Origin of the sequence: Enterobacter cloacae complex sp. IR5402 (genome assembly GCF_049238125.1) — a bacterium.
In the GTDB taxonomy this organism is placed as follows: Bacteria; Pseudomonadota; Gammaproteobacteria; order Enterobacterales; family Enterobacteriaceae; genus Enterobacter; species Enterobacter hormaechei_C.
This window is the reverse complement of sequence record NZ_JBMKHO010000012.1, coordinates 46,006-58,413: the sequence shown is the minus strand read 5'-3', so window position 1 is coordinate 58,413 and position 12,408 is coordinate 46,006. Positions and strand designations below refer to the sequence as shown.

General features: G+C 57.3%; 9 protein-coding genes. 8 read left to right on the top strand and 1 reads right to left on the bottom strand.

Annotated features, from left to right (window positions below):
* Nucleotides 1-230: 230 nt before the first annotated feature.
* The 8 genes from aqpZ (at nt 231) to ACOTXL_RS18085 (ending at nt 10,333) form a co-directional block, all read left to right on the top strand.
* Complete coding sequence (gene aqpZ, locus ACOTXL_RS18120) at nt 231-926, top strand: aquaporin Z (RefSeq protein ID WP_026080729.1); 696 nt, start codon at nt 231-233, stop codon at nt 924-926.
* A 180-nt stretch (nt 927-1,106) separates the two neighbouring features.
* Nucleotides 1,107-2,006, top strand: coding sequence for a lysine exporter LysO family protein (locus ACOTXL_RS18115; RefSeq protein ID WP_022650712.1), 900 nt, complete (start codon nt 1,107-1,109; stop codon nt 2,004-2,006).
* 144 nt (nt 2,007-2,150) lie between these two features.
* The gene (gene hcp / locus ACOTXL_RS18110) at nt 2,151-3,803 is read left to right on the top strand and encodes a hydroxylamine reductase (RefSeq protein ID WP_032657911.1); all 1,653 of its coding nucleotides are present in this window, start codon (nt 2,151-2,153) and stop codon (nt 3,801-3,803) included.
* Nucleotides 3,804-3,813: 10 nt separating this feature from the next.
* On the top strand, nt 3,814-4,782 hold the full coding sequence (gene hcr / locus ACOTXL_RS18105; protein WP_045350871.1) for an NADH oxidoreductase: 969 nt from the start codon (nt 3,814-3,816) through the stop codon (nt 4,780-4,782).
* A gap of 239 nt (nt 4,783-5,021) precedes the next feature.
* Entirely contained in the window at nt 5,022-6,740 is a 1,719-nt protein-coding gene (gene poxB / locus ACOTXL_RS18100; protein ID WP_045350870.1) for a ubiquinone-dependent pyruvate dehydrogenase, read from the top strand.
* Between the two features lie 38 nt (nt 6,741-6,778).
* The gene (ltaE, locus tag ACOTXL_RS18095) at nt 6,779-7,780 is read left to right on the top strand and encodes a low-specificity L-threonine aldolase (RefSeq protein WP_022650711.1); all 1,002 of its coding nucleotides are present in this window, start codon (nt 6,779-6,781) and stop codon (nt 7,778-7,780) included.
* A 10-nt stretch (nt 7,781-7,790) separates the two neighbouring features.
* Nucleotides 7,791-9,227 carry an SDR family oxidoreductase gene (locus ACOTXL_RS18090; RefSeq protein ID WP_045332338.1) on the top strand — a complete coding sequence of 479 codons (1,437 nt, stop codon included), beginning with the start codon at nt 7,791-7,793 and terminating at the stop codon, nt 9,225-9,227.
* 92 nt (nt 9,228-9,319) lie between these two features.
* On the top strand, nt 9,320-10,333 hold the full coding sequence (locus ACOTXL_RS18085) for an NAD-dependent epimerase/dehydratase family protein (RefSeq protein WP_017384852.1): 1,014 nt from the start codon (nt 9,320-9,322) through the stop codon (nt 10,331-10,333).
* Between the two features lie 145 nt (nt 10,334-10,478).
* On the opposite strand, the gene ACOTXL_RS18080 is transcribed toward ACOTXL_RS18085, so the two are convergent.
* Nucleotides 10,479-12,299, bottom strand: a complete 1,821-nt coding sequence (locus ACOTXL_RS18080) for a chitinase (RefSeq protein WP_022650709.1) — start codon at nt 12,297-12,299, stop codon at nt 10,479-10,481.
* Nucleotides 12,300-12,408 lie beyond the last annotated feature (109 nt).

Genomic DNA, 12,408 nt, shown 5'->3' with positions numbered 1-12,408 from the left:
GGGTCACGACAGCAGAATATACGCCCCCTTAATTATTGGGCTATGCTCTAATTACCTCCGTTCTGAACAAGGATTAACATCACATTGCCTTAAATCAAATTTAGTGAATTTATTTGAGTGGCGAAGGGATGTTGATGGTTTCAAAATACTGGCTCTTTGAGTCGTCATCCCTTTATGGCGATATAACCCGCGCGCAGGAATGGGCGCGGACGTTTATTATTGAGGTGGTTATGTTCAGAAAATTAGCGGCAGAATGCTTTGGCACATTCTGGCTGGTGTTTGGTGGCTGCGGTAGCGCAGTACTGGCAGCCGCATTTCCGGAATTAGGTATTGGATTTGTCGGCGTCGCGCTGGCATTCGGTTTAACCGTATTAACCATGGCATTCGCCGTGGGGCATATTTCCGGCGGTCATTTCAACCCGGCCGTCACATTAGGTTTATGGGCGGGCGGACGTTTCCCGGCGAAAGATATTATTGGCTATATTATTGCCCAGGTTATTGGCGGTATTATTGCCGCGGCGGTGCTGTACGTAATTGCCAGCGGAAAAGCCGGGTTTGACGCCGCGGCCAGCGGATTTGCGTCGAACGGCTTCGGCGAACACTCGCCAGGCGGCTACTCAATGCTGTCTGCTATCGTGATTGAAATTGTGCTCACCGCAGGTTTCCTGTTGGTGATCCACGGCGCAACGGACAAATACGCGCCTGCGGGCTTTGCCCCCATCGCTATTGGTCTGGCGCTGACGCTGATCCACCTCATCTCCATCCCGGTGACCAACACCTCCGTTAACCCGGCGCGCAGCACCGCGGTGGCTATTTTCCAGGGCGGCTGGGCGCTTGAACAGCTGTGGCTATTCTGGGTGATGCCAATTATCGGCGGTATTCTGGGCGGCGTGCTGTATCGCACCCTGCTGGAAAAACGCGATTAATGGTTTTCCCCCCTCTCCCTGTGGGAGAGGGCCGGGGTGAGGGCATCAGGCCGCACCACCCCAAATAGACAAGCCGGGTAAGGCGTAGCCGCCACCCGGCTTTTTTTGTAGCTTTACCTCACAGCCTTTATTGGGTAGTGTCTCTGGCGCTTAACTGATACTCAAAAGGACCGGCTGTTCATGTTCTCAGGACTCCTCATCATTCTTCTGCCCCTGATTGCGGGCTACCTTATTCCGCTGCGTCATGAATCGGCCTTAAAGCTTATTAATCGTTTTCTCAGCTGGATTGTTTACGTCATTCTGTTCTTTATGGGGATCAGCCTGGCCTTCCTGGATAATCTGGCGACGAACTTGCTTTCCATCCTGCATTATTCTGCGGTTACGGTAGTGGTTATTCTGCTGTGCAATATTGCCGCGCTGTTCTGGCTGGAACGCACTATTCCCTGGAAAAATCACCATCATCAGGAAAAGCTTCCCTCCCGTATTGCGATGGCGCTGGAATCATTAAAGCTGTGCGGCGTGGTGGTACTCGGTTTTTTACTGGGTCTGACCGGCTGGGCATTTTTACAGCACGCAACGGAAGCCAGCGAATATACGCTTATTTTCCTGCTCTTCCTGATTGGTATTCAGCTGCGAAATAATGGCATGACGCTGAAACAGATTGTCCTTAACCGCCGGGGCATGATGGTTGCCGTTATCGTTGTGGCCAGCTCACTGGCGGGGGGAGTGATTAACGCCTTTATTCTCGATCTGCCGCTGAAAACCAGCCTGGCGATGGCGTCCGGTTTCGGCTGGTATTCGCTCTCAGGTATTCTGCTGACCGAATCGTTTGGTCCGGTGATCGGCAGCGCCGCCTTCTTTAACGATCTGGCGCGCGAGCTGATAGCCATCATGCTGATCCCCGGCCTGGTACGCCGCAGCCGCTCTACTGCGCTGGGCCTGTGCGGGGCCACCTCAATGGACTTTACCCTGCCGGTGTTACAGCGCTCGGGAGGGCTGGAGATGGTTCCTGCCGCCATTGTACACGGCTTTATTCTGAGCCTGCTGGTACCCATTCTGATGGCGTTCTTCTCAGCCTGATACTGCTTTGGCGGTAGTGAACCTGCCGCCAAAATTGCGCTAAATCAATAACCCTCCACTTAGTATAAGAAAGCACTTTTCTCTGCTGTAGCACAGGCATAACCTTAAACATGTATCTCAAATATAACTTTAACAGGTGTGATTATGTTTTGTGTGCAATGTGAACAAACCATCCGTACCCCAGCAGGCAACGGCTGCTCTTACGCGCAGGGTATGTGCGGCAAAACCGCAGAAACGTCCGATCTCCAGGATCTGCTGATTGCGGCGCTGCAAGGCTTGTCCGCCTGGGCCTTCAAAGCCCGTGAATATGGCATTGTCGATCACTATGTCGACAGCTTTGCGCCGCGCGCATTTTTCTCCACGCTGACCAACGTTAACTTCGATTCTCCACGCATTGTGGGCTATGCCCGCGAAGCGATTGCCCTGCGTGAAGCCCTGAAAGCGCAGTGCCTGAATGCCGACGCCAGCGCCCGCGTGGACAACCCGATGGCGGAGCTACAGCTGGTGAGCGACGACCTGGGCGAGCTACAGCGTCAGGCCGCAGAATTCACCCCAAATAAGGACAAAGCGGCAATTGGCGAGAACATCCTCGGCCTGCGCCTGCTGTGCCTGTACGGTCTGAAAGGTGCTGCGGCCTATATGGAGCACGCGCACGTACTCGGCCAGTACGATAACGCTATTTACGCCCAGTACCACAAAATCATGGCATGGCTGGGCACCTGGCCTTCCGACATGAACGCCCTGCTGGAATGCTCGATGGAAATCGGCCAGATGAACTTCAAAGTGATGAGTATTCTGGATGCCGGTGAAACCAGCACCTACGGCCACCCAACGCCAACGCAGGTCAACGTCAAAGCGACCAAAGGCAAATGCATCCTGATCTCCGGTCATGACCTGAAAGATCTCTACAACCTGCTGAAGCAGACCGAAGGCACTGGCGTTAACGTCTATACCCACGGCGAAATGCTGCCCGCGCACGGCTACCCGGAGCTGCGTAAATTTAAGCATCTGATCGGTAACTACGGCAGCGGCTGGCAGAACCAGCAGGTGGAGTTCGCCCGCTTCCCTGGCCCAATTGTTATGACCTCTAACTGCATCATCGACCCGACCGTCGGCGCGTATGACGACCGTATCTGGACCCGCAGCATCGTCGGCTGGCCGGGCGTGAGCCACCTTGAAGGCGACGATTTCGGTCCGGTTATCGCTCAGGCGCAGCAGATGGCAGGCTTCCCGTACAGCGAAATCCCGCACCTCATCACCGTCGGTTTTGGCCGTGAAACCCTGCTGGGTGCGGCGGATTCCCTGATTGACCTCGTCAGCCGTGAAAAACTGCGTCACATCTTCCTTATCGGCGGCTGTGACGGCGCGCGCGGGGAACGTAACTACTTCACCGATTTCGCCACCCGCGTACCGGAAGACTGCCTGATCCTGACCCTGGCCTGCGGTAAGTACCGTTTCAACAAGCTGGACTTCGGCAACATCGAAGGTCTGCCGCGCCTGGTGGATGCGGGTCAGTGTAACGATGCGTATTCAGCCATCATTCTGGCGGTCACGCTGGCAGAGAAACTGGGCTGCGGCGTGAACGACCTGCCGCTGTCGCTGGTGCTCTCCTGGTTCGAGCAGAAAGCGATCGTTATTCTGTTGACCCTGCTCTCTCTCGGCGTGACCAACATCGTCACCGGGCCGACTGCGCCAGGCTTCCTGACGCCGGACCTGCTGGCCATCCTGAACGAGAAATTTGGTCTGCGTTCCGTGACCAACGTTGAAGATGATATGAAGCAACTGCTGAGCGCGTAAGGAGTAACTCATGACCATGCCAACCTCACAATGTCCGTGGCGGATGCAGGTTCATCACATCCATCAGGAGACGCCGGATGTGTGGACGCTGTCGCTGCTGTGCCATGACTACTACCCGTACCGCCCAGGTCAGTATGCGCTGGTTAGCGTGCGTAATTCGGCGGATACCCTGCGCGCCTACACCCTCTCCTCCACGCCGGGCGTGAGCGAATACATTACGCTCACCGTCCGTCGTATTGATGACGGCGCAGGATCCGAGTGGCTGACCCGGGACGTGAAGCGCGGGGATTACATCTGGCTGTCTGACGCGCAGGGCGAGTTTACCTGTGACGACAAGACGGAAGATAAATTCCTGCTGCTGGCGGCAGGCTGTGGCGTGACGCCGATTATGTCGATGCGTCGCTGGCTGGCGAAATACCGTCCTCAGGCCGACGTGCAGGTGATTTTCAGCGTGCGTTCCCCGGAAGATGTGATTTTTGCCGAAGAATGGCGCAACTATCCGGTGACGCTGGTGGCTGAGCACAACGCGACGCACGGTTTTGTCGCGGGGCGCCTGAGCCGCGAGCTGCTGCAAAGCGTGCCGGATATTGCGAACCGCATCGTGATGACCTGCGGCCCGGCGCCTTATATGGAGATCGTGGAGAAAGAAGTGAAAGCGCTCGGCGTGACCCGCTTCTTCAAAGAGCAGTTCTTCACGCCTGTAGCGGCAGCGGCGACCAGCGGGATGAAGTTCACGAAGCTGCAACCGGCGCAGACTTTCTTTGGCCGCGTGGGCACCACGCTGCTTGAAGCGCTGGAAAGCAACAACGTGCCGGTAGTGGCGGCCTGTCGCGCCGGGGTGTGCGGTTGCTGCAAGACCAAAGTGGTTTCCGGTGAGTACACGGTCACCAGCACCATGACGCTGACCGACGCGGAAATTGCCGAGGGCTATGTGCTGGCATGTTCGTGCCATCCGCAGGGCGATCTTGTGCTCGCATAATCTGTCGTGGTTCACCTGTAGGCCCGGTAAGCGTCAGCGCCACCGGGCTTTTTGCCGGGTGGCACTACGTTTACCCGGCCTATTTTGTGCCTACTGCCTGTACGGCAGCCCGTTATTTGTTTGACTTTGCCAGGCGCGTCGCGCAGAAAAACCACCTGTACTTAAAGAGGACTGAGCAGGCAATACAGTGACTTTCTTCTAAGCTTGTAAGCGATATCACATAAAGGAGAAGGACCACCATGAAACAAACCGTGGCTGCATACATAGCAAAAACCCTTGAGCAGGCTGGCGTAGAGCGTATCTGGGGCGTCACCGGCGACTCTCTGAACGGACTCAGCGATAGCCTTAACAAGATGAAGACCATTGAGTGGATGCCCACCCGCCATGAAGAGGTCGCCGCCTTTGCCGCCGGTGCCGAAGCGCAGCTTACGGGTGAACTCGCCGTCTGTGCAGGTTCCTGCGGACCAGGAAACCTGCACCTCATCAACGGTCTGTTCGACTGTCACCGCAACCATGTTCCGGTGCTGGCGATTGCGGCTCACATTCCGTCATCTGAAATCGGTAGCGGCTATTTTCAGGAGACGCATCCGCAGGAGCTGTTCCGTGAATGCAGCCACTATTGCGAGCTGGTCTCATCACCGGAGCAGATCCCACAGGTGCTGGCAATAGCCATGCGTAAGGCGATCCTGAATCGCGGGGTTTCGGTGGTTGTGCTGCCGGGGGACGTGGCGCTGAAGGCCGCACCTGAAACCGCAACCACCCACTGGTACTCTGCGCCACAGCCAACCATTACCCCTGCCGAAGAAGAGCTGAAAAAGCTGGCGCAACTGCTGCGATACTCCAGCAATATCGCCCTGATGTGCGGCAGCGGCTGCGCCGGTGCGCATAAAGCGCTGGTGGAATTTGCCGGCAAGCTCAAGGCGCCAGTGGTGCATGCCCTGCGCGGGAAAGAGCACGTTGAATACGATAATCCGTACGATGTCGGCATGACCGGGCTGATCGGTTTTTCCAGCGGCTTCCACACCATGATGAACGCCGACACGCTGATCCTGCTCGGCACTCAGTTCCCGTACCGCGCGTTCTACCCGACGGATGCCAAAATTATCCAGATCGACATTAATCCCGGCAGCATCGGCGCGCACAGCAAGGTGGATATGGCGCTTATCGGCGATATCAAATCCACCCTCGCCGCCCTGCTGCCGCTACTGGAAGAAAAAACGGACCGCAAATTCCTCGATAAAGCCCTGAGCGACTATCGCGATGCGCGTAAGGGGCTGGACGATCTCGCCAAACCGAGCGAAAAAGCGATCCACCCGCAGTATCTGGCGCAGCAGATCAGCCACTTCGCCGACGACGATGCCATCTTCACCTGCGACGTGGGTACGCCCACCGTCTGGGCAGCACGCTACCTGAAAATGAACGGCAAACGACGCCTGCTTGGGTCGTTCAACCATGGCTCAATGGCCAACGCCATGCCGCAGGCGCTGGGCGCAAAAGTGACGGCACCGGAACGTCAGGTGGTGGCGATGTGTGGCGACGGCGGGTTCAGTATGCTGATGGGGGATTTCCTGTCGGTGGCGCAGATGAAGCTTCCGCTGAAAATCGTGGTCTTTAACAACAGCGTGCTGGGCTTCGTGGCGATGGAGATGAAGGCCGGAGGCTACCTCACGGACGGCACCGAGCTGCACGACACCAACTTCGCCCGCATCGCCGAAGCCTGCGGTATCACCGGTATTCGGGTGGAGAAAGCCTCAGAGGTGGACGACGCCCTGCAACGCGCCTTCGCCATCGACGGCCCGGTGCTGGTGGATGTGGTGGTCGCCAAAGAAGAGCTGGCGATCCCGCCTCAAATCAAGCTGGAACAGGCCAAAGGATTTAGCCTCTACATGCTGCGCGCCATCATCAGCGGGCGCGGTGACGAGGTGATCGAACTGGCAAAAACCAACTGGCTCAGGTAAAACATCTGGCATCGCCTTTTTAAATATAAGGACATGCCATGATTGATTTACGTAGTGATACCGTTACCCGTCCGGGCCGCGCCATGCTCGAAGAGATGATGGCCGCCCCGGTCGGGGACGACGTCTACGGCGATGACCCGACGGTCAACGAACTCCAGCGCTATGCGGCCGAGCTGAGCGGTAAAGAGGCTGCTCTGTTCCTGCCCACCGGCACACAGGCTAACCTGGTGGCGCTGCTCAGCCACTGCGAGCGCGGCGAGGAGTATATCGTCGGCCAGGGGGCGCATAACTACCTGTACGAAGCCGGCGGCGCGGCGGTGCTCGGCAGCATCCAGCCGCAGCCGATCGATGCTGCGCCGGACGGTACGCTGCCGCTGGACAAAGTCGCGGCGAAAATCAAAGCCGACGATATTCACTTCGCCCGCACTAAACTGCTGAGCCTCGAAAACACCCATAACGGTAAAGTCCTGCCGCGCGAATACCTGAAAGCGGCATGGGATTTTACCCGCGAGCGCAAGCTCGGCCTCCACGTTGACGGCGCACGTATCTTCAACGCCGTGGTGGAGTACGGCTGCGAGCTGAAAGAGATCACCCAATATTGCGACTCGTTCACCATTTGCCTCTCTAAAGGGCTGGGCACGCCGGTAGGTTCCCTGCTGGTTGGCAGCGCAGACTACATCAGACGCGCCAACCGGTGGCGCAAAATGACCGGCGGCGGGATGCGTCAGGCGGGTATTCTGGCGGCTGCCGGACTGTACGCCCTGAAAAATAACGTGTCACGCCTGAAAGACGATCACGATAATGCGGCGTGGATGGCAGCGCAGCTGCGTGAAATCGGCGCTGATGTCATGCGACACGACACCAACATGCTGTTTGTCCGCGTCGGCGATGAGCATGCTGCCGCGCTGGGCGACTTTATGAAAGCCCGAGGCGTGCTGATCAACGCCTCCCCGGTCGTGCGACTGGTGATGCATCTTGACGTTAACCGCGAGCAGTTGACCGAGGTGGTGAAACACTGGCAGGCGTTTTTACAGCGTTAAGGAGCATACCGTGCCGCAACGTATTCTGGTGCTCGGCGCCAGCGGGTATATCGGTCAGCATCTGACCACTGCGTTAAGCCAGCAGGGGCACCAGGTGCTGGCAGCGGCACGCAACACGGAACGCCTGCAAAAGCTACATTTGCCTGGCGTGACGTGTCACAACGTTGACCTTAACTGGCCGAAAGCGCTTCCTGCGCTGCTGGAAGGGGTCGATACGCTTTACTACCTTGTCCACAGCATGGGCGAAGGCGGCGATTTTATCGCCCACGAGCGTCAGGTGGCGATGAACGTTCGTGATGCGCTGCGGCAAACGCCGGTGAAGCAGGTGATTTTTTTAAGCTCACTCCAGGCGCCTGAGAACGAGCAGTCAGATCATCTGCGCGCCCGACAGCTGACGGCAGAAACGCTGCGAAGCGCCCGTATCCCCGTCACCGAACTCCGGGCAGGGATCATCGTCGGCGCGGGTTCCGCCGCGTTCGAAGTGATGCGCGATATGGTCTACAACCTGCCTGTGCTGACGCCGCCGCGCTGGGTACGCTCGCGCACCACGCCCATTGCGCTGGAGAATTTACTCCACTATCTGGTGGCATTGCTGGATCACCCGGCGGAGCAGCATCGCGTGCTGGAGGCGGCAGGCCCGGAAGTGCTGAGCTATCAGGCGCAGTTCGAACATTTTATGCGGGTGAGCGGCCGCCGCCGCTGGCTGATCCCCATCCCCTTCCCGACCCGCTGGATATCAGTGTGGTTTTTGAATGTGATCACCTCCGTGCCGCCGACGACCGCCAAAGCGCTGATCCAGGGGCTGAAGCACGATCTGCTGGCGGACGATCGCGCGCTGCGCGCCTTAATCCCTCAGGAATTGATCCGCTTTGACGACGCGGTACGTAATACGCTGAAAGAAGAAGAGAAGCTGGTGAACTCCAGCGACTGGGGCTACGACGCGCAGGCGTTTGCCCGCTGGCGGCCCGAGTACGGCTATTATCCGAAACAGGCGGGCTGTACGGTCAAAACCACGGCCAGCCTTGCAGCGCTGTGGGAAGTTGTGAACCAGATTGGCGGCAAAGAGCGCTATTTCTTCGGCAATATTCTGTGGCAAACGCGCGGCGCGCTGGATCTGCTGGTCGGTCACCGGCTGGCAAAAGGCCGCCCTGCCCATCCCTGGCTGAAGGTGGGCGATACCGTCGACAGCTGGAAGGTGATTATCGTTGAGCCGGAAAAACAGCTGGCGCTGCTGTTTGGCATGAAGGCGCCAGGGCTGGGGCGGCTCTGCTTCACCCTGAAGGACAAGGGCGACCATCGTGAACTGGACGTTCGGGCATGGTGGCATCCGCACGGAATGCCGGGTCTGTTTTACTGGTTGCTGATGATCCCGGCACACCTGTTTATCTTCCGCGGAATGGCGAAACGGATTGCGCTACTGGCAGAAGAAAAGCGGGAAAATAACTAAATAAAACTCTTAATCTTTCACCTTTCCCATTGCAACACATCGTAATTCACGAAAGAATGCGCACGAAATTCTTTTCAACACAGTGGATTGTTATGAAGGTACTGGTTACCGGGGCGACCAGCGGCTTAGGCCGAAATGCGGTCGAGTTTCTGCGCAACAAAGGCATCAGCGTGAGGGCCACCGGTCGCAATGAGGCGATGGGTAAGCTCCTGCAAAAAATGGGCGCTGAATTTGTCCATGCCGATCTGACGGAGCTGGTCTCCTCTCAGGCCAAGGTGATGCTCGCCGGTATCGATACGCTGTGGCACTGCTCCAGTTTTACCTCCCCGTGGGGTACCCAGGAAGCCTTTGATCTCGCCAACGTGCGCGCCACGCGCCGTCTGGGTGAATGGGCCGTCGCCTGGGGCGTGCGTAACTTTATTCATATTTCCTCTCCGTCGCTCTATTTCGACTATCACCACCATCGTGATATTCAGGAAGATTTCCGCCCGGCGCGCTTTGCCTGTGAGTTTGCCCGCAGTAAAGCGGCGGGCGAAGAGGTGATCGACCTGCTGGCCCAGTCAAACCCGCACACCCGCTTTACCGTGCTGCGTCCGCAGAGCCTGTTTGGGCCGCACGACAAAGTCTTCATCCCGCGACTGGCCCAGATGATGCATCACTACGGCAGCGTGCTGTTACCGCGCGGCGGCGATGCGCTGGTGGACATGACCTATTACGAAAATGCCGTTCACGCCATGTGGCTGGCGAGCCAGCCGGAATGCGATAAGCTGGTGTCGGGGCGCGCGTATAACATCACCAACGGCGAACCCTGTACCCTGCGCAGCATTGTGCAAAGGCTAATTGACGAATTAAAAATCGACTGCCGGATCCGTTCCGTTCCCTACCCAATGCTGGACATGATTGCCCGCAGCATGGAGCGTTTTGGCAGCAAATCGGCGAAAGAGCCTGCGCTGACGCATTACGGTGTGTCGAAGCTCAACTTTGATTTTACGCTGGATATTTCTCGGGCGGAGAACGAGCTGGGATATAAACCGATTGTCTCGCTGGATGAAGGGATAGTGCGTACGGCGGCGTGGTTACGGGATCACGGGAAGTTGCACCGGTAAGCGTTCCTGCCTCATGTAGGCCGGGTAAGCGCAGCGCCACCCGGCAAAAAACAGAGAGTGCGGACTGATGCCCTCACCCCGGCCCTCTCCCACAGGGAGAGGGTGCAGACACTAAAACGGCAACCCTGGGGGTTGCCGTTTGCTTTTACAGAGCCGTCCAGGCTTCAGCCCATGCCAGACCTGCGCCTGGTTCATAGTACGTTGGAGAGTTGTTACACCAGCCGCTGTACGGGAACGGTTTGCACTGGAACAGTTTACCGTGGTTGTTCACGATATCACCGGCGTTGTACTTGCTGTTCGCGCTCCATGCCGGGTAAGACGTATCTTCTCCGGATGGCGTTGCCGCTTTCGCTTTCACGTTCAGCAGGTAAGACGTGGTGCTGCTCAGCTCGCCATCGCTGACGGTCAGGCTCACTTCATACTGCTGCGCCGTCGCAGACTCTGGCGCTGTGAAGGTCACAACCGCTTTGTCCTGACCGGTAACAGTCTGACCATCCTGGGAACGCCAGGTATACGTCAGTTTGTTGCCATCAGGATCGGTGGAGCCTTCCGCACTCAGAGAAACCTGCGCACCTGCTTCCACTGCACCGATCGGACCGGCAATCTGCGCAACCGGCGCGTGGTTCACCACAACAGGTTCGACCGGGGTTTCATCCGGCGTTGGTGTTGGCGCTGGCGTTTCATCGCCAGATGGCGTCGGTGTTGGCGTGACCGGGGTTTCGTCCGGGGTAACGGAAGAACCATCATCGTTAACGATTTTCACGTTAAAGAACTTCTGCACGCACTTGCTGTAGTCACCTTCTTTAAAGGCGCTGAACGGAGTCTGGTAGCCCACCAGCTGGCAAGAGTAGGTCTTGCCGTCCGGGGTATCCGCGCTCCATCCCCAGTCCTGTTCCCAGTAAATCTTCAGGGCGCCTGCGCCACCTTCGTCGAACTGCTTCATGTTGGCGCAACCCAACACTTCGTTCGCCGGAACAGGCACTTTCAGGTAGTTTGCAAACTCTTTGTAGTATTTGATACGGTTCTGAGACTGCGCAATTTCAGTCGGGCCGCCGCACTCAACGCCGCCGTTGATGATCTGGGTGGTCACACCAAAGCCCGGAACCAGACCGTTGGCTTTATCGTGGTCGTTCGGCTGCCATGTACCGTCGATCACCTGCAACATGCTTGGTTTTGGCGGCTGCGGATAGGCGAAGAAGAAGATCGCACTCGCCAGGTTCAGCCAGGTGTCCGCCACCAGCTCAGGTTTGTCGAGCAGCGTACGCACGTCGCCGTACATCGCTTCAGAGAATGGACCGTAGTTGTAGTTATAAGACAACTGTTTCGCACCGCGTCCGAAATAGCTCAGGAAATCGCCGTCTTTATCTTTACCGCAAGGCCAGGTCTGTCCTTGCCAGACGTCCGGGTTACATTCGCCGTTATAACCGCCCTTCTGCCCTTCGCTCCAGCCCATTTCACGTACGTGGACCAGCGCCTGACGCCATTCGGCTTCCGGACGCCAGCTTTCGTGGCCGCCAGTTTCCTGGGCAAAGTGGGCAAACATGGTGGCCAGCTCTTTGCGACAGATGGCGTCGCTGTCACGACCGTCATTATAGGTTTTACACAGCGCCGGGAATTTACCCACGGCTTTCAGGAAGTTGCTGTAGGTATAGGCCTGGGCGCGCAGCGGGAAGAGATATTCCCAGTCGCTGGCTTTCACAATCCCTTCAACGCGTTTAACGTTGTCCGGGTTCGCCGCCCGGCCTGGCTCAATCAGTTCGACCTGCGCGTTATCCAGCGTCTGGATGGTCTCTTTAACCGAAGCCATCAGCGGGAAGTCCGTCAGTTCCTTCTCTTTCTTCGCCAGATCGCTGGCTTTGATGGTGTACGGCTCACTGCTGGTCTCCTTCAGATTCGCAGCCTGGGCCATGAATGGCGCCACGCAGGCTCCCGCAATGAGTACACTCAGTAACGTCCTTTTGTTCATTTCAGTTTTCCTGTTCGTTTCAAATTAAATGTTAATATCCCGGCTTAGGTATTACTCCGTTAATACATAAACCACATTCAGCTGTTTTCACTTTTCGAAGAACACCTTC

Coding starts and splice junctions, on each gene's coding strand:
- aqpZ (WP_026080729.1), top strand. CDS start 231: ATGTTCAGAAAATTAGCGGCAGAATGCTTTGGCACATTCTGGCTGGTG.
- ACOTXL_RS18115 (WP_022650712.1), top strand. CDS start 1,107: ATGTTCTCAGGACTCCTCATCATTCTTCTGCCCCTGATTGCGGGCTAC.
- hcp (WP_032657911.1), top strand. CDS start 2,151: ATGTTTTGTGTGCAATGTGAACAAACCATCCGTACCCCAGCAGGCAAC.
- hcr (WP_045350871.1), top strand. CDS start 3,814: ATGACCATGCCAACCTCACAATGTCCGTGGCGGATGCAGGTTCATCAC.
- poxB (WP_045350870.1), top strand. CDS start 5,022: ATGAAACAAACCGTGGCTGCATACATAGCAAAAACCCTTGAGCAGGCT.
- ltaE (WP_022650711.1), top strand. CDS start 6,779: ATGATTGATTTACGTAGTGATACCGTTACCCGTCCGGGCCGCGCCATG.
- ACOTXL_RS18085 (WP_017384852.1), top strand. CDS start 9,320: ATGAAGGTACTGGTTACCGGGGCGACCAGCGGCTTAGGCCGAAATGCG.
- ACOTXL_RS18080 (WP_022650709.1), bottom strand. CDS start 12,299: ATGAACAAAAGGACGTTACTGAGTGTACTCATTGCGGGAGCCTGCGTG.